This window comes from Ochrobactrum sp. A-1 (assembly GCF_022488005.1).
Taxonomy (GTDB): Bacteria; Pseudomonadota; Alphaproteobacteria; order Rhizobiales; family Rhizobiaceae; genus Brucella.
Map to the genome: position 1 here is coordinate 217,777 of NZ_JAKVQC010000004.1, position 15,789 is coordinate 233,565.

Here is a 15,789-nt window from a genome sequence, read left to right on the forward strand (position 1 = left end):
GCTAACGCTGCAACGCCAATCGCACGTCCGTCTGGACGAAATCCTCGCCCACGTAGAGCAATGGGCAATCGTGTTCGGTGGCGACCTCATAGGCGAAGCAGTCGCCATAGTTCAGCGACGCCGGATGTATGCCCTTACCCCACTTTCCATAGGCATCCCCAATCCGACGGGCCGAGGCCGCCGTCATCGATACAATCTCGAATCCCAGACCGGAAATCAGCGCTCCGACCTCCTCGCCAACATTGCGCCGGCCGGCGACGATCAGGGCTTCGGCGACGGTTCCCGCCGAGATCAGCAGTTGCTCGGCTTCCTCGATCGCGGTCATGCAGGCTTCACCTTCCGGCTCGTCCAGCACGATCGCCATGAGAGCCGACGTATCGACCGCGATCATGCGGGCATGCCGTCGTCGCCATAGAGAAAGTCCTGGCTGCGGGCGGCGTCCGGTCCCGGCAGCGCCTTCGCGGCGGCAGTGGCGCGGACCTTCTCCATCAAGGCGCGCCGGCCCTTCAGTCCGGGCGCTGGAGCCACGGCGACGAGACGCACGATCTCATGGCCGCGACGGGTCAGAATGACCTCATCCCCAGCTTCGGCGCGCTTCACCAGCTCGGTGAGCTGCCCCTTGGCGTCGCTGACGGATACGCGCATCGTGCAGGCTCCTTTGCGTCTGTCTGTCTCATCCCACTAAATGGTCCATGTCATGGTCCAGGTCAATGGGAGCGTGAGAGGGAGAGGAAGGCCGGGACGGGTTTGAGCCTGTGCGGTCGAGAGAGAGCGCTGCGCGGGCGCGATCCTGACCCGCTCTCCCGAGGCTTTCCCCATGAACATGATTTCCGTATCCGCGGCGGCATCCGCCACCGTGCCGGTTCCACTCGCCCCCGATGCCGATATCTCTGCGGCGGTTTTCGCCGCCGCACAACTCCTCCTCCCTCATCTCGAACGCGGCCAGCGCATTGATGCCGCCACGTTGCGCGGCGCGATGGAGACGGCCTTCGGCGCCTCCGACGCAACCGGCGCCTGGAATTGGAAAACGGCCTACGATGCCTGCGAGGCCGCCACCGTCCTCTTCCTGCGCAAATACGGCAAGGCGCTTGTCCGTAAATCCGCATCTCCGGCGATGACGCTGCCGCAGTTCGCCAAGATCGGCGGTCTCCTGCCGACGCACACGCGCCGCTCTGAAGAGGCGCAGTCCTTCCAGCAATTCTCGACCCCGATTCCGCTCGGCCTGGCGGCCGTGACGGCAGCGGCGATCACGCCGGCAGACCGCGTGCTGGAGCCGTCGGCGGGAACCGGGCTCCTCGCTATCCTGGCCGAAATCGGCGGCGGCTCACTCGTCCTCAACGAACTCGCGGAGACTCGCGCCAACCTCCTGTCTCTCCTCTTTCCGGCCCTGTCCGTCTCCCGCTACGACGCGGCGCAGATCGACGATCATCTCGTCGCCGGCCTTCTGCCGTCCGTCGTGCTGATGAACCCGCCCTTCTCGGTCATGGCCAATGTCGAGGGCCGTGTGGCCGACGCCGCCTTCCGCCATGTTGCCTCGGCGCTGGCGCGTCTTGCGCCCGGCGGTCGTCTCGTCGCGATCACCGGCGCGAACTTCGCCCCTGACGCGCCGGCCTGGTCCTCGGCCTATGCGCGTCTGCAGGAGCGCGGCCGCGTCGTTTTCTCCGCCGCGATCGACGGCTCGGTCTATGCCAAGCACGGCACGACCTATCCGACGCGGCTCACCGTCATCGACAAGCTCCCGGCCGATGACCCTTCGATATTCCCGGCCGCGCCTGGCGTCGCGCCCGATGTCGCCACGCTGCTCGGATGGCTCGCCGAGCATCTGCCCGCCCGGCTCCCCGTCGATCCGGCCATCGCCGTACCCCCGGCTGCGCCAGCCGCGGCCCGCAGCGTGCGTGGCTATCTCGCCCGCACTGCCAGGGCCGCTCCCGCCCCAGCGATGGCCGAACCGGAAGGCGCGCCCCTCGACTACGAGACCGTTGATTGGTCGCCCGCGGAGGAAGGCCGCATCTCCGAGGCCATCTACGAGGAATACGGATTGCAGGCGATCCGTATTCCCGGCTCTCAGGCGCACCCCACCATGCTGGTGCAGTCGGCGGCGATGGCCTCCGTCGCGCCGCCGAAGCCGGCCTATCGCCCGCATCTTCCGGGCACGGTCCATGGCCTCCTGTCGGACGCGCAGTTGGAGACCGTGATCTATGCCGGCGAGGCCCATGCCGATTATCTCGCCGGTTCGTGGACGGTGGACGAGACCTTCGATCTCGTTTCCGCCGCGCGCGAGGATGCGAAGAACGCCGTCCGCTTCCGTCGCGGCTTCTTCATCGGCGACGGCACCGGCGTCGGCAAGGGCCGGCAGTCGGCCGCGATCATTCTCGACAACTGGCTCCAGGGGCGCCGCAAGGCTGTCTGGATCTCCAAGTCCGACAAGCTCCTGGAGGACGCGCAACGCGACTGGTCGGCGCTCGGGATGGAGCGCCTGCTGGTCACGCCGCTGTCGCGATTCCCGCAGGGCAAGCCGGTCGCGCTGTCGGAAGGCGTCCTGTTTACCACCTATGCCACGCTACGCTCCGACGACCGTGGAGAAAGGGTTTCCAGGGTCAAGCAGATCGTCCAATGGTTGGGTTCCGACTTCGATGGAGTGATCGTTTTCGACGAGGCGCACGCGATGCAGAACGCCGCCGGCGGCAAAGGTGAACGAGGGGACGTCGCTGCGTCCCAACAGGGCCGCGCCGGCCTGCGCCTTCAGCACGCCTTGCCGAATGCCCGAGTCGTCTATGTCTCGGCAACCGGCGCCACGACCGTCCATAACCTCGCCTATGCGCAGCGGCTCGGCCTGTGGGGCGGCGAGGATTTTCCGTTTTCCACGCGGGCCGAGTTCGTGGAGGCGATCGAGGCCGGCGGTGTTGCGGCGATGGAGGTTCTGGCCCGCGACCTTCGCGCGCTCGGTCTTTATACCGCCCGCTCGCTCTCCTTCGACGGCGTGGAATACGAGCTGGTCGAGCACTCGCTGACGCCCGAGCAGACCCGCATCTACGACGCCTATGCCGGCGCGTTCGCCGTCATCCATAACAATCTCGATGCGGCGATGGAGGCGACCAACATAACTGGCAGCGATGGCACGTTGAACAAGCAGGCCAAATCCGCCGCCCGCTCGGCCTTCGAGAGCGCCAAGCAGCGCTTCTTCGGTCATCTGCTCACGTCGATGAAGACGCCGACGTTGATCCGGTCCATCGACGCCGATCTTGAGGCGGGCCATGCCGCCGTCATCCAGATCGTCTCGACCGGCGAGGCGCTGATGGAGCGCCGCCTGGCCGACCTGCCGACCGAGGAGTGGAACGATGTGCGCATGGACATCACGCCGCGCGAATATGTCCTGTCGTATCTTGAAACCAGCTTCCCGGTGCAGCTTTATGAGCCGTTCACCGATAGCGAGGGCAATCTGTCCTCGCGTCCGGTGTTCCGCGATGGCCAGCCCGTCGAAAGCCGCGAGGCGGTCGCCCGCCGCACGGCGTTGATCGAAAAGCTGGCCAGCCTGCCGCCGGTTCCGGGCGCGCTCGACCAGATCGTCCAGCATTTCGGGTGCGATCTCGTCGCCGAAGTGACAGGCCGCTCGCGTCGCATCATCCGCAGGCCGGGCGCCGGCGACATCGGCGACCGGCTCGTGGTCGAGAACCGCGCCGCCTCAGCCAATCTCGCCGAGACGCAGGCGTTCATGGACGACCAGAAGCGCATCCTGATCTTCTCGGATGCGGGCGGAACCGGCCGCAGCTACCACGCGGAGCTGTCGGCGCGGAACACGCGGCTGCGCGTCCACTACCTCTTGGAACCCGGCTGGAAGGCCGATGCCGCCATTCAGGGGCTCGGCCGCACGCATCGCACCAACCAGGCGCAGCCACCCTTGTTTCGTCCGATCGCCACCGATGTGAAGGCCGAAAAGCGTTTCCTCAGCACCATCGCGCGACGGCTCGATACGCTCGGCGCGATCACGCGCGGTCAGCGCCAGACCGGCGGACAGGGCCTCTTCCGGCCCGAGGACAATCTGGAGAGCCCCTATGCCCGCGACGCGCTGCGCCAGCTCTATCTCCTTCTGGTCCGCGGCAAGGTAGAGGGCTGCTCGCTCGACCGCTTCGAATCCGCCACCGGCCTGAAGCTGATGGATTCGACCGGCATCAAGGACGAGCTGCCGTCCATCACCACCTTCCTCAACCGGCTGCTGGCGCTGACGATCGAGCTTCAGGGCATCCTGTTCACCGCCTTCGAGCAGTTGCTGAATGCGAAGATCGAAGGCGCGATCGCCAGCGGCAGCTACGATGTCGGGCTGGAAACGCTGACGGCGGAACGCTTCACCGTCACCAATCGCCAGACCATCTATACCCATCCCGGCACGGGCGCGGAAACCCGGTTGCTGACCATCACCCAGCGCGAACGCAATCGTCCGGTTACGCTGGACGATGCCCTTGGTCATCTCGACGACCGCCAGGCGAAGCTCCTCGTTAACGCGCGTTCGGGCCGCGCCGCCGTTCAGATCCCGACCACCAGCATCATGCTGGACGATGGCGAGATCGAGCGGCGCGTGCGGCTGATCCGGCCGATGGACGGCCACAACATCCCGGTCAAGATGATGGACGAGACCCATTGGGTCGAGGCCGACAGGGAGGTTTTCGCGTCGACATGGAATGCCGAGTTTGCGGAAGTGCCGGAATTCTCCGACAGCACCATTCATATCGTCGCCGGCCTGCTGCTGCCGATCTGGAAACGACTTCCGCACGAATCCTCGCGCGTCTATCGCCTCCAGACCGACGAAGGCGAGCGCATCATCGGCCGTAAGGTCTCGCCGGCATGGGCGGCCAATGCGGTGACGACCGGCACGACGGCGCTGACGCCGGATGCCGCCTTCACCGCGCTGATGGACGGTCGCACCATTCTCGAACTCACCGAAGGGCTTCAGCTTCGTCGCTCCCGCGTCATGGGCGTCAACCGCATCGAGCTGTCAGGCTTCGATGACACGATGCGCGAGCGCCTGACCGCCTATGGGCTGTTCCACGAGATCATCTCCTGGAGGCTACGCTTTTTCGTGCCGGTGGATGCCAGCGGCCCGGTGATCCTCGCCAAGGTCATGGACCGCTGGCCGGTGGAGCGCATCGGCGAGCGGGCCGCGTAATGTCCCGGCTCGACGCCTCCGAACTGGCAATCCGCCTCGGCCGCAATGCCGAGGCGGTTTGCCGGCATTATCTGTCGTCCGGCCACCGTGCCGGGCGCTACTGGATGGTCGGCGATGTTCAAAACACCCCCGGCCGCTCGATGTTCGTGCGTCTGACCGGCCCTGAATCCGGCAAGGGTGCTGCGGGCAAATGGACCGATTCCGCAACCGGAGAGCATGGCGATCTTCTCGATGTCATCGGCGAGACGCTCGGCCTGACCGACTTCAAGGACGTGGCCGAGGAAGCGCGCCGCTTCCTCTCGCTCCCGCATCCCGAACCTGAAAAGGCGAGAACGCCAACCGGCAGGACGTTGAGCAAGGCGCCATCGGGATCGCCTGAAGCGGCGCGGCGGCTCTTTGCCATGTCGCAGCCGATCGGCGGCACACTTGCAGAAGCGTATTTCCGCAATCGCGGCATTACGGCTTTGCACGGAACCGCCAGCCTGCGCTTTCATCCCCGGTGCTATTACAGACCTGATGAGCACGCGCCCCGGCAGACGCTGCCGGCGATCGTTGCGGCCGTGACCGATCTTGGAGGGCGGCAGACCGGAGCGCACCGCACATATCTCGATCCTGGGCTCGCCCCGCACGGCGCAGCAAAAGCGGATGTCGAAACTCCGCGGCGGGCGATGGGCGACCTTCTCGGCCACGGCGTCCGCTTCGGTGTTGCCGGTGATGTGCTCGCGGCAGGCGAAGGCATCGAGACCGTGCTGTCGCCTCGTCAGGTTCTGCCCCACATGCCGATGATGGCGGCGCTCTCGGCCGCGCACCTCGCCGCCATCCTGTTCCCGTCGGAGCTGCGCAGGCTCTATGTCCTCAGGGACCGCGATCCGGCCGGTGACAATGCGCGAGACGGTCTGATCGCCAGAGCTGCGAGTGTCGGGATCGAGGTCGTGGCATTGTCGCCGGTGCGTGGGGACTTCAACGAGGATCTCCGCGAAGCCGGCGCCGATGCCTTGCGGGTGGCGCTCGCCGGTCAGCTTCATCCTGAAGACAGGGTGCGTTTTCTGGAGGCGTGAGGGGATCGGCGGAAAAAGCGGCGTGTTCCGGTCCGCCTTCACCTGTCGTCTCCATGGATCACCTTGCGCTGTCTGTCGGAGAGGCCACGCCTACGGCCTTCCCAGAGGGCGATCGGCCCACAAACGATCCGGGCAGGCAATGGCCGCGTTCGGGTTATTTTCCGCCGGCGGCTAGCCACCCCACGCGACAGGTCGCGTGGGGACCCCGTCTTGGCCCGCCTTTGCATCGCGAAAGTCAAAATAGCCCGCACCCGGCCATCGAGCCCTCGCGGGAGTGCGATGGTGCCAGCCCGTCCCGCCCGTGGGCTTTCGACGCCTGCGAAGGCCGCGATGGGCGCGGCTCCAGACGAAGGAAGCTCCCGATGATGCATGAAGACAACGATATGGGTTTCGAGCCGGTTCACACTTCTTCCTCCACCGATCATGTCCTCACCGAACTCCAGCTTTACGGCTGGCGCCCGTTTCAGGATGAAGCGGACCCGAGGCCGCTTCCCGAAGGCAACGCCGTCGCCGGCGCCGTCGCGGACATCTTTGACGCCCTGATCGCCACGCTCGGCGACACCCGCCTCGAACCCGACCTCGACGAATTGCTCTGGTCAACCGTCAATCTCTTCCATCGCGCCGCGAGCCGGGTGGAGCGTGAGCTGGACGACAACGAGCTGGCGCAGCGCCGCCTTCAGCGGGAACAGGATGGCAGCGAAGTTAAGTCCGTTGAGCTGGAGCGCCTGACGGCAGAGGGGCAGACCCTTATCGAACGGCGCAACAGCATGGAACTCTTCCGCGACGTCGCCGCCGAACAGTTTGAGCGCCACACCGGCGCCGCCTGGCGTCCCCGCACCGGCTCGATGGTCAACCATCGCAATCTCACCGCTGCGATGATCGACAGCCGCGACTTCCTGGCCGCGAAACGCCGGGCCGAGACCGAGGTAATGCTGCCCCGCGGTCCCAAAGTCGCCCTGACCGGCGGTCTCGACTACAATGACCACGGCCTCATCTGGGCGAAGCTCGATCAGGTCCGCGCAAAACACACCGACATGGTGCTGCTGCATGGCGGTTCGCCCAAGGGCGCCGAACTGATCGCCGCGAAATGGGCGGACAATCGCAAGGTGCCGCAGGTGGCCTTCAAGCCCGACTGGACGAAGCACGGCAAGTCCGCGCCCTTCAAGCGCAACGACGCCCTGCTCGACGTCCTGCCGGTCGGTGTCCTCGTTTTTCCCGGCAGCGGGATTCAGGAGAACCTGGCGGACAAGGCCCGCAAGCTCGGCATCCCGGTCATGAAGTTCGACGGCGGCGCGTAAGCGCCGCCGCCTGGCGGCTGTTCCAGCCGCCGATACTTGACTACTGGAGAGGTCAATGGCTCTTATGAACCATCCTTGCAGAACCGGAACAGTAGCATAGTCGCAGGCGGAGCGTATCCACAGGCAGCCTGCCGTGATCCTCAACCGATTCTGGAGGTTTCCATGACGCTGATCCTGCTTGCTGTCTCGCTGGCGATCATGCTTTGCATCATCGCCTACAATCTCGCGATCTACGCGCTGCCCGTCATGGTTGCGATCTCGGCCGCGCAGTATGCCTGGGCCGGCGGCGCCGGAATATTCATGAGCGGCTTTGCGGGCGCAGGAGCCGCTTTGCTGTCGATCGCGCTGGTAATCGGCATTCTCGGCTTCGCGAAGAACCCGACCTTGCGCGTGATTGCGCTCGCGATGTTCGCGATCCCTGCCGCCACTGCCGGCTACGCACTCGTGCATGGCGTCACGAAGAACGCAATCGACTCGACGGTGGTACTCAATCTGCTCGGCGGAGCAGGCGGTCTGTTCATCGGTATCGCCGCCATGGTCAATCTGAACGCGATTGGTGTCTCTGTCTTCTCTCGTTGATTCAGCAACTGCGGTCCGTCATTCCCACGATGAAAACCCGACGGCTTGTCCCGCCGGGTTCCGCCTTCCTGCCAAAACAGGCATGTGGCGTCAGTTCTGCTGCCATGCCGTCGCTTCCAGCCTGCTTCATCCGACCGTGGAGGCTCGGATACGGGATGCCTCTCGCACCCATAGCGGTCATTGCCTGGGTGCCGGTCCATATAGCGATGAATGCGGCTCACGACCACCTTCATCACCTTTCCCAACTCTGCCTGACCGGTCCCTCCGCTATTCAAGCGAATGCGGTGCGATTCCGGGCCTCGTAGCCCGATAAGTCCGTCTGGTTTCTTCCCCGGCCAGCGTCCACTCGCACAGACGCGGGTGGTTTGAAGAGGAGAACGGCAGGCGCGGCCCATCCGTGGGTGGTGAGCGGACCAGACGGTTCGCTGTTGACGGCAAGGATGATGGTTCCGCTGTGCGTCTCGGTTCGTATTCATCTCAGCGGCGCCATCCCTCCGACTGACTGATCCCCAAAGTCCGTGCGGTTTCCGGCCGCAACCCACGCGGCTCCGGACCGTGTTGCCGCGCAAGCGCGGCTGCCCGCTCCACTCCGGGCCTTATGGGCGAGCTGCCAGCAAGCAGGCAGTTGCAGGCGTCTCCCGCCGGCCTTGGCCGGGTCTCGTCGGAGGGATGGTCCCTCCGAGAAGCAACGGAGACTTGAAAATGCAGAACATCGTCATTCTCGCCGGCAACATCGGTCAGGACCCTGAAACCCGCACCACCCAGGGCGGCACCAGCATCACCCACTTCACCCTGGCCACCTCGCGCCCCCGCTACTCGGAAGGCAAGGTCGTCCGCGACGAGAACGGCTACCGGGTTCAGGATACCGAATGGCACCGGATCACCTGCTTCAACGGCCTCGGCAAGACGGTCCAGCAATACTGCGAGAAAGGCATGAAGGTTCTGGTCCGCGGGCGCATCCACTACACGAAGTGGAATGACCAGCAGGGCAACGACCGCTACGGGTGCGAGATCATCGCCGAGACGGTCGATTTCCTGAGCCGGGCGAAGCAGACTGAAAACAACAACGGCAGCCAGCCCGACTACGACGACGAAATACCGTTCTAGGCCGGAAGAGATGGAAATCCGGTGGCACAAGCCGCCGGATTTCCATCGTCGATGACCTGGACCCCTTCGCCTCGTAAGGAGCGATGCCGGGCGACCATCGGCCCGACGCTCGGCCAGCCGAATCACTTAATGTCTCTTACCGTCGCATGACTGCCTCAACGAGCGATTTTGGCTCGATTCATTCGTAAACTACGACTATTATAGTCGTAGTTCTGGCGCGAGACTCAGTGCCGGTGGGAGGTGATCTTGTATGATCACCGCCCATCAAACTCGGGCCGCGCGCGCATTGCTGGGTTGGACACAGGAGACGCTCGCAGACAGGGCCGCCGTTTCGCTGACCGCGCTCAAGCGCATGGAGTCGGTCAATGGTGAGCGCGTCTTCGAGAGTACTGCCGATAGGGTTCGCAGGGCGTTGGAAGCGGCAGGCATTGTCTTCATCAATTCCGACCGGCATATCGGAGTGATGCTGGATGTCCAGAACACTGTTCGTCGCTGACGCCATTTCCCCAAACCGGACGCGATGCCGCATGCACGTGCGTTATGGTGAATCGTCGTTTAACAATCACGTCATTGTGATAATGTGCGCGCCATCGCACCAGACGTCGCAATTGGGGAAAGGGCGCAATGGCGACGCTATCCTTTCGTGATGAAGCGCCCGACGGCGATTTTCTCACCGACTACGACCGCACGCATGTGAAGCTCTATTGTCGCCTGCTCGATGCCGAGGCGGACGGTGCCGACTGGCAGGAAGCCGTCGAAATCCTGTTCGGCATCGACCCCGGCGCCGAGCCCGAGCGCGCCCGCCGGATACACGATACGCACCTCGCCCGCGCCCACTGGATGAGCGAACACGGCTACAAGATCCTGCGCCTCGGCCGCCTGAACTGAAGTTTCGTAGCCCATCGCATTGCTGACAAGGCAAGGCGGTTTGCGGCTTCAGGCACTTCCGCGGCGCGCAACCCGGCCGGATCATCTTCCCGTTTGACCTGCGTTCGTAGCCTGGGAGGAATATCATGAGACCCGACACGTCACGCTGGCGGGCAGAGTCCGCTTATGGGTTTATGGACGAGGTAGGCGTCGATCATCTCGCCTGGGAGTGTCTGCGCCGGAACGGCGACTATCAGCAAGACTATAGTGACCTGCGGCGCGCAGACCGCCTCGGCAAGCCGCTCCCCGAACCGATGGAGAGCCGCTGGGGGCTGCGATTTCGCGGCCCGGCCACGTCTGACGGCAGGCGACCAACCGATCTTCTGGAGTGAGACCGCCGACACCGCTATTTTGCGAGTGGTGGGCAACCCGGCGCCCGCGCGGGAGGGAGCCGTCACCCTGCGCGCCTTCCTTGCCGGTGAGAAGAGGGTCGCGCCAGACGAACTCCATCTCCTCCTGCGCGAGATCGGCCCTGGCCTGCATCTGGTCGCCGATCCTGCGATTCGGCCCGACGATCCGATATCGGTCGCTATCGCGCTCGACCGCGACGGTCTCGATCGCGTCGCCACCCTCGATCGCCTGCTGCGCCACCTGGCCGGCTACCGCATTCCGCCCGATCAGCGCATGACTGCACAGCAGCGACGACGCCTCAAGGTGATGCTGCGCGCCGTCGACGCCCGCCAGCATCGCGCCAGCCAGCGCGAGATCGCACAGGTCCTGTTCGGCGTCGAACGCATCGCCGAGGAGCACTGGCAATCCTCGCCACTCCGCGACACGGTGCGCGATCTCATCCGTGACGGCACCGCCATGATCGCCGGCGGTTATCTCAAGCTTCTGCGCTTCCGCCGCCGACCCTGACCACTCCCGGTCAGGGTGGGGATATTTGACACCCCCTGAAATCCCCCACTCCCTGCGCCCCGCTTCTTCGCCACCGTGACCCCTGACCGCCGCTCGCCCCGAGCGGCATCCCCCAGAGCCACGGAGGCATCCATGCACCCCAATCCCGCTCTCCTGCCGCCGCGCTTTCTGCGCACGAGGGAAGCCGCAGACTTTCTCGGCCTCTCGCCCCGCACGCTGGAAAAGCACCGGACCTATGGGACGGGACCGCTGTTCCGCAAGCTTGGCGGCCGCGTCGTCTATGCGATCGACGAACTCGAAGCCTGGGCCGAGCGAGGCACGGTCGCCTCGACATCCGATCCGCGCGGCAGCGTGCTGCCCGCCCTGCCGGGCAACAGGCAGCACTATCCCGCGCCCGGTCGCTCGGCGCGCTGAGGAACGCCGCGCATGTCCCGACGCCTTCCCGTCTCCGAGCGCACCCGGCTCGATCCCTTCGTCGTCGCAACGGGCGACGCCAGCCCGCGCGACCAGCGCGACCTGATGGAGCGCCCTTTCTTCTCGCTGGCGAAATCACGGCGCACCGTGCCGATCCTCTACGAGGCCGGCGAGGTCCGCGTCGAGGTTTTCGCCGTGCCGCAGCATGGCATGGCGACCATCTGGGACGCGGACATCCTCATCTGGGCCGCAGGGCAGATCGTCAAGGCCGAGAATCTCGGCCTGCGCACCTCCCGCTTCCTCCGCTTCACCCCCTTTCACCTCCTGACCGCCATCGGGCGCGAGACCGGCGCCAGCGACTACAAGCTGCTCAAGGCGGCGCTCGCCCGCCTGCAATCGACCTCGATCCGCACAACGATCCGCAACGGCGAGCATTGGCGGCGGCACCAATTCTCCTGGGTGAACGAATGGGAGGAACTCACGCGCCATGACGGCCGGGTCGAAGGCATGGAACTGGTCCTGCCCGACTGGTTCTATCGCGGCGTCGTCGACCGCTCGCTGGTCCTCGCCATCGACCGCGCCTATTTCCGGCTCAAGGGCGGGATCGAACGCTGGCTCTACCGCGTCGCCCGCAAGCATGCCGGCCGCCAGCCGCAGGGCTGGGTCTTCGACCTCCATCATCTGCATGAGAAATCCGGCAGCCTGGCGCGCGTCTCCGACTTCGCGCTTCAGATCCGCCGCATCGCCGTGCGTCAGCCATTGCCCGGCTACCGCCTGCGCATCGAGCATGATGGCGGCCGCGAGATGCTGCGTATCCTGCCGGCGCACTTATCCACAGGGCCCGTGGATAATCCTGTGGAAACAATCGGGAGATCACACGCAAGGACCATCGGGAGATCACACGCAGGGCCATCGGGAGATCACACGCAGAGATACCAGCTAACCCTTTGGCCAGACACGATGATTCCGGGCCTTAACTTAGAGTCTAACAATAAGAATAACTTTGAAGGGCGCGCGCGCGATGTGGAAAACCTCATCCGCGACACCGCCCGAAGCCTCAGCGTAGCTGCGAAAAAAAGCGCGCCGTTCGCGCTTTCCGCACCGCAAAATCCGAACAAGTCCGACGACGCGGACGCCCCTTTGTCCGATGCGCTTCGGCTCCCTCTCGATCCGCCGGGAGGACGCCCATGATCGTCGCGCTGCTCAATCAAAAGGGCGGTGTCGGCAAGACGACGCTGGCGCTGCATCTCGCCGGCGAGCTGGCGATGCGCGGCAGCCGCGTCACGCTGATCGACGCCGACCCGCAGGGTTCGGCCCTCGACTGGTCTCAGCAACGCGCGCGCGAGGGCTTGGCCCGCGCGTTCGGTGTCGTCGGCCTGGCACGCGACACGCTGCACCGTGAAGCTCCCGAGCTTGCCCGCGACGTCGATCACGTCGTCATAGACGGCCCGCCTCGCGTCGCCGGCCTCATGCGCTCGGCGCTGCTCGCCGCCGATCTTGTGCTGATCCCGGTGCAGCCGTCGCCGCTCGATGGCTGGGCCTCGGCCGAGATGCTGGCGCTGCTCGCCGAGGCGCGCATCTACCGACCCCAGCTCGTTGCCCGTTTCGTGCTCAATCGCTGCGGTGCGCGCACCGTCATAGCGCGTGAGACAGCCGAGATGCTGGCCGACCACGATCCGCCCCTGCTTGCCGCCACGGTCGGGCAGCGTGTCGTTTTCGCCGACGCTGCGCAGACCGGGCGGCTCGCCTCGGACATCGACCGCCAGTCGCCCGCCGCGCGCGAGATCGCGGCGCTGGCGGGCGAGGTCGTGCGTCTCGGCATCGGGGGGACCGCGCCATGATAGATCTCTCCGAAATCATACTGTCCGGCGACTGCCGCGATCGCATGCCGGCGCACGGCCCCTACGACATGATCCTCGCCGATCCCCCTTACGGCGACACGTCGCTCGCCTGGGACCGCCGCGTCGAGGGCTGGCTGGCGTTGGCGCGTGCCGCGCTTGCGCCGACCGGCTCGATGTGGGTTTTCGGCTCGCTGCGCAGCTTCATGGCCACCGCCGACCGCTTCGCCGATGCCGGGTTGCGGCTCGCCCAGGAGATCGTCTGGGAGAAGCAGAACGGCACGAGCTTTCACGCCGACCGCTTCAAGCGCGTGCATGAGCTGGCCGTCCAGTTCTATCCGGCCGAGACGCCCTGGGGCGAAATCTACAACGATCCGCAGACCACGCCCGACGCGACCGCCCGCACCGTTCGGCGCAAGCAGCGTCCACCCCATACCGGCCAGATCGGCGCCGGCCACTATGTCAGCCATGACGGCGGGCCGCGCCTGATGCGCTCGGTCATCTATCTGCGCAACTGCCACGGTCGCGCCATCCATCCGACCGAGAAGCCGTCCGCCCTTCTCGAAATCCTCATCCGCACGAGCTGCCCGAAAGGTGGCCTGGTCGGCGACTGGTTCGCCGGCTCGGGTTCCGGCGGCGAAGCCTGCCGGCTCTCCGGCCGGCGCTATATCGGCTGCGAGATCGATCCCACAATGGCCGACCGCGCCCGCGACCGCATCGCCAGCGTGCTGCCGTTCCATGACGGAGGCCCGTCATGACGGCCGGCACGGACAGGCGCGGCTTCGCCACGCGCCCGGCCGATCCCGATAGCTGGATCAAGGCCGGCGACGCGCCGCCGGCGCGCACGGATGCCGCCGACGCCTATTCGGCGCGGCTGACCGTGGACATCACGCCGGCGCTGCGCGGCCGCATCAAGATCACGGCCTTCCAGCGCGGCGTCACCGTCGCCGACATGCTGCGCGACCTCCTCGCGCGCGAGTTCCCGCCTGCCGATGGAGATACACCATGACCGGCTTCGACAACCGCCGCATGGGCGGCCATGCGTTGCCGAACGACGCGCCGCCCTTCACCACGCTGGTTCACCTGACCTGGGAGGAAGGCCGGATCGAGCACCGCATCCGCTTCGGCCACCCGATCTACCAGCGGACGATCGACAGGCGCAGCCGCGTCGTCGGCTTCGCGCCGAACAGCGTCTTCGCCTTCGTCCGCTGGGCGTCGAACGACTACGGGACCGTCGTGTCGCGCATCGACATCCTGCGCGCCATCGGACGCGGCGAGCCTTTCCAGACCGCGCCCTTTATCCGGCCCGGCGGCGATCTTCTCCTGAAACTCCATGGCTGGCCGAAGGTCGAGCGCGTGCTCCAGCTCGTTGACACGATCGAGGCCCTCGGCATCGAGCCGGCTGACGCCGCACCCGTCTATTGGCGGCACGTCCACAACCGGCTGACGGCCGGTGTGGAACCGCGTCCCTACACGCGCGACCAGCACGATGCCTGGCTTGCGCGCCGGAGCATCATGCCATGAGCCCACGCCGCGTCACGCTCATCGCCATGCTGGCCGGTGCGGCGCTGATCGCCGCATCCGTTGTCACCGGCCAGGCGCCTCGCTTCATCTGGAACGCATCGGGAAGCGTCGCGGTCGGGCTCTATTCGCTTGCGCCGGTAACGACGATCGAGGTCGGCGATCTGGTCGCGGTGCTGCCGCCCGACGACCTCGCCGCCTTCCTCGACGCGCGGGGCTACCTGCCGCGTGGCGTGCCGCTCATCAAGCGCGTGCTGGCGCTGCCGGGTGCCGAGGTCTGCCGCCGTGGCGCGGCCGTGATCGCCTACGCTCACGCCTATGGCGACGCGAAGTCGCGCGACCGCTTCGGCCGCGACCTGCCGCAATGGCAGGGCTGCCGGATCATCGCCGAGGGCGAGCTGTTCCTGATGAACTGGAACGCGGTCGACAGCCTCGACGGCCGCTATTTCGGCGCGCTTCCGGCCTCCGCCGTCATCGGCCGCGCGCTGCCTCTCTACACCGACGAATACGGCGACGGCCGTTTCCGCTGGCGCTCCACCGATCCGGCCCTGGAGCCGTGAGCTACCCCCAACCATCAACCACAGGAAACAAAATCATGGCTGATATTGGCAGTTTCACCCGCACGGAAACCGGCTTCACCGGCCGCGTCGAGGCGCTCGGAATCGACGCGCCGCTCACCTTTGTCCCGGCCAAATCTTCGGACGCCGAGAACGCGCCCGCCTACCGCATCCTGCTCGGCGGCGAGGACGGCCGCGACATCGGCGCGGGCTGGTCGCATGTCGGCGAAAAGGCCGGCGAGTTCGTCTCCGTCGAGATCTACAGCCCATTGTTCGGTTGGCTGCGCGCCAACCTGTTCCGCGACGGCGACGACGACACCGCCTGGAGCCTGCACACCAACGACCAAAGGACGAAGCGGTCCGAAGGGACCGACAAGTGACCGTTCAACGTCCCACCAGCGTCAGACGGTCTTGCGCCGTTCGACGTCCGGCTCTCCTCCTTCTCCTTTCCGGCCTGCTTCTCGGCTTCGC

General features: G+C 66.0%; 19 protein-coding genes. 17 read left to right on the forward strand and 2 right to left on the reverse strand.

Going from position 1 to position 15,789, the window contains the following annotated elements; translation table 11 throughout:
* Position 1: 1 nt before the first annotated feature.
* Together MKS82_RS10545 and MKS82_RS10550 are read right to left on the reverse strand one after the other, a co-directional pair.
* Positions 2-391, reverse strand: coding sequence for a type II toxin-antitoxin system VapC family toxin (locus tag MKS82_RS10545; RefSeq protein WP_240578768.1), 390 nt, complete (start codon positions 389-391; stop codon positions 2-4).
* Positions 388-645, reverse strand: coding sequence for a type II toxin-antitoxin system Phd/YefM family antitoxin (locus tag MKS82_RS10550; RefSeq protein WP_240578769.1), 258 nt, complete (start codon positions 643-645; stop codon positions 388-390). The genes MKS82_RS10545 and MKS82_RS10550 overlap by 4 nt, the downstream gene beginning before the upstream one ends.
* A 172-nt stretch (positions 646-817) precedes the next feature.
* On the opposite strand from MKS82_RS10550, the gene MKS82_RS10555 reads away from it, so the two are divergent.
* The 17 genes from MKS82_RS10555 to MKS82_RS10635 all read left to right on the forward strand — a co-directional run bounded on the left by MKS82_RS10555 (position 818) and on the right by MKS82_RS10635 (position 15,698).
* Positions 818-5,161: a strawberry notch-like NTP hydrolase domain-containing protein gene (locus MKS82_RS10555; protein WP_240578770.1), complete on the forward strand. Its 4,344-nt coding sequence runs from the start codon at positions 818-820 to the stop codon at positions 5,159-5,161.
* Entirely contained in the window at positions 5,161-6,219 is a 1,059-nt protein-coding gene (locus tag MKS82_RS10560; protein ID WP_240578771.1) for a DUF7146 domain-containing protein, read from the forward strand. Before MKS82_RS10555 ends, MKS82_RS10560 begins: the two co-directional genes overlap by 1 nt.
* Before the next feature lie 365 nt (positions 6,220-6,584).
* Entirely contained in the window at positions 6,585-7,517 is a 933-nt protein-coding gene (locus tag MKS82_RS10565; protein ID WP_240579021.1) for a DUF2493 domain-containing protein, read from the forward strand.
* A gap of 162 nt (positions 7,518-7,679) precedes the next feature.
* Positions 7,680-8,096 (forward strand): hypothetical protein, encoded by a 417-nt coding sequence (locus tag MKS82_RS10570; RefSeq protein ID WP_240578772.1) that lies wholly within the window; start codon positions 7,680-7,682, stop codon positions 8,094-8,096.
* Positions 8,097-8,798: 702 nt separating this feature from the next.
* Positions 8,799-9,203 (forward strand): single-stranded DNA-binding protein, encoded by a 405-nt coding sequence (locus MKS82_RS10575; RefSeq protein ID WP_240578773.1) that lies wholly within the window; start codon positions 8,799-8,801, stop codon positions 9,201-9,203.
* A gap of 250 nt (positions 9,204-9,453) precedes the next feature.
* Positions 9,454-9,699 (forward strand): helix-turn-helix domain-containing protein, encoded by a 246-nt coding sequence (locus MKS82_RS10580; protein ID WP_240578774.1) that lies wholly within the window; start codon positions 9,454-9,456, stop codon positions 9,697-9,699.
* A 128-nt stretch (positions 9,700-9,827) separates the two neighbouring features.
* Positions 9,828-10,091, forward strand: a complete 264-nt coding sequence (locus MKS82_RS10585) for a DUF2285 domain-containing protein (protein WP_240578775.1) — start codon at positions 9,828-9,830, stop codon at positions 10,089-10,091.
* A gap of 125 nt (positions 10,092-10,216) precedes the next feature.
* Positions 10,217-10,462, forward strand: coding sequence for a transcriptional regulator domain-containing protein (locus MKS82_RS10590; RefSeq protein ID WP_240578776.1), 246 nt, complete (start codon positions 10,217-10,219; stop codon positions 10,460-10,462).
* Positions 10,463-10,490: 28 nt separating this feature from the next.
* Positions 10,491-10,988: a DUF2285 domain-containing protein gene (locus MKS82_RS10595; RefSeq protein WP_240578777.1), complete on the forward strand. Its 498-nt coding sequence runs from the start codon at positions 10,491-10,493 to the stop codon at positions 10,986-10,988.
* A 132-nt stretch (positions 10,989-11,120) separates the two neighbouring features.
* Positions 11,121-11,402: a helix-turn-helix transcriptional regulator gene (locus MKS82_RS10600; protein WP_240578778.1), complete on the forward strand. Its 282-nt coding sequence runs from the start codon at positions 11,121-11,123 to the stop codon at positions 11,400-11,402.
* 12 nt (positions 11,403-11,414) lie between these two features.
* Positions 11,415-12,593: a replication initiator protein A gene (locus MKS82_RS10605; RefSeq protein ID WP_240578779.1), complete on the forward strand. Its 1,179-nt coding sequence runs from the start codon at positions 11,415-11,417 to the stop codon at positions 12,591-12,593.
* Positions 12,590-13,243, forward strand: a complete 654-nt coding sequence (gene parA, locus MKS82_RS10610) for a ParA family partition ATPase (protein ID WP_240578780.1) — start codon at positions 12,590-12,592, stop codon at positions 13,241-13,243. Before MKS82_RS10605 ends, parA begins: the two co-directional genes overlap by 4 nt.
* Positions 13,240-13,998 (forward strand): DNA-methyltransferase, encoded by a 759-nt coding sequence (locus MKS82_RS10615; protein ID WP_240578781.1) that lies wholly within the window; start codon positions 13,240-13,242, stop codon positions 13,996-13,998. Before parA ends, MKS82_RS10615 begins: the two co-directional genes overlap by 4 nt.
* A complete protein-coding gene (locus MKS82_RS10620; protein WP_240578782.1) occupies positions 13,995-14,249 on the forward strand; it encodes a hypothetical protein in 255 nt (84 codons plus the stop codon). Before MKS82_RS10615 ends, MKS82_RS10620 begins: the two co-directional genes overlap by 4 nt.
* The gene (locus MKS82_RS10625) at positions 14,246-14,764 is read left to right on the forward strand and encodes a DUF2840 domain-containing protein (RefSeq protein ID WP_240578783.1); all 519 of its coding nucleotides are present in this window, start codon (positions 14,246-14,248) and stop codon (positions 14,762-14,764) included. The genes MKS82_RS10620 and MKS82_RS10625 overlap by 4 nt, the downstream gene beginning before the upstream one ends.
* Positions 14,761-15,321 carry a S26 family signal peptidase gene (locus tag MKS82_RS10630; RefSeq protein WP_240578784.1) on the forward strand — a complete coding sequence of 187 codons (561 nt, stop codon included), beginning with the start codon at positions 14,761-14,763 and terminating at the stop codon, positions 15,319-15,321. Before MKS82_RS10625 ends, MKS82_RS10630 begins: the two co-directional genes overlap by 4 nt.
* Before the next feature lie 35 nt (positions 15,322-15,356).
* Positions 15,357-15,698: a DUF736 domain-containing protein gene (locus MKS82_RS10635; RefSeq protein ID WP_240578785.1), complete on the forward strand. Its 342-nt coding sequence runs from the start codon at positions 15,357-15,359 to the stop codon at positions 15,696-15,698.
* Positions 15,699-15,789 lie beyond the last annotated feature (91 nt).

Coding starts and splice junctions, on each gene's coding strand:
- MKS82_RS10635 (WP_240578785.1), top strand. CDS start 15,357: ATGGCTGATATTGGCAGTTTCACCCGCACGGAAACCGGCTTCACCGGC.
- parA (WP_240578780.1), top strand. CDS start 12,590: ATGATCGTCGCGCTGCTCAATCAAAAGGGCGGTGTCGGCAAGACGACG.
- MKS82_RS10590 (WP_240578776.1), top strand. CDS start 10,217: ATGAGACCCGACACGTCACGCTGGCGGGCAGAGTCCGCTTATGGGTTT.
- MKS82_RS10615 (WP_240578781.1), top strand. CDS start 13,240: ATGATAGATCTCTCCGAAATCATACTGTCCGGCGACTGCCGCGATCGC.
- MKS82_RS10550 (WP_240578769.1), bottom strand. CDS start 645: ATGCGCGTATCCGTCAGCGACGCCAAGGGGCAGCTCACCGAGCTGGTG.
- MKS82_RS10565 (WP_240579021.1), top strand. CDS start 6,585: ATGCATGAAGACAACGATATGGGTTTCGAGCCGGTTCACACTTCTTCC.
- MKS82_RS10575 (WP_240578773.1), top strand. CDS start 8,799: ATGCAGAACATCGTCATTCTCGCCGGCAACATCGGTCAGGACCCTGAA.
- MKS82_RS10630 (WP_240578784.1), top strand. CDS start 14,761: ATGAGCCCACGCCGCGTCACGCTCATCGCCATGCTGGCCGGTGCGGCG.
- MKS82_RS10545 (WP_240578768.1), bottom strand. CDS start 391: ATGATCGCGGTCGATACGTCGGCTCTCATGGCGATCGTGCTGGACGAG.
- MKS82_RS10555 (WP_240578770.1), top strand. CDS start 818: ATGAACATGATTTCCGTATCCGCGGCGGCATCCGCCACCGTGCCGGTT.
- MKS82_RS10560 (WP_240578771.1), top strand. CDS start 5,161: ATGTCCCGGCTCGACGCCTCCGAACTGGCAATCCGCCTCGGCCGCAAT.
- MKS82_RS10580 (WP_240578774.1), top strand. CDS start 9,454: ATGATCACCGCCCATCAAACTCGGGCCGCGCGCGCATTGCTGGGTTGG.
- MKS82_RS10620 (WP_240578782.1), top strand. CDS start 13,995: ATGACGGCCGGCACGGACAGGCGCGGCTTCGCCACGCGCCCGGCCGAT.
- MKS82_RS10600 (WP_240578778.1), top strand. CDS start 11,121: ATGCACCCCAATCCCGCTCTCCTGCCGCCGCGCTTTCTGCGCACGAGG.
- MKS82_RS10570 (WP_240578772.1), top strand. CDS start 7,680: ATGACGCTGATCCTGCTTGCTGTCTCGCTGGCGATCATGCTTTGCATC.
- MKS82_RS10625 (WP_240578783.1), top strand. CDS start 14,246: ATGACCGGCTTCGACAACCGCCGCATGGGCGGCCATGCGTTGCCGAAC.
- MKS82_RS10585 (WP_240578775.1), top strand. CDS start 9,828: ATGGCGACGCTATCCTTTCGTGATGAAGCGCCCGACGGCGATTTTCTC.
- MKS82_RS10605 (WP_240578779.1), top strand. CDS start 11,415: ATGTCCCGACGCCTTCCCGTCTCCGAGCGCACCCGGCTCGATCCCTTC.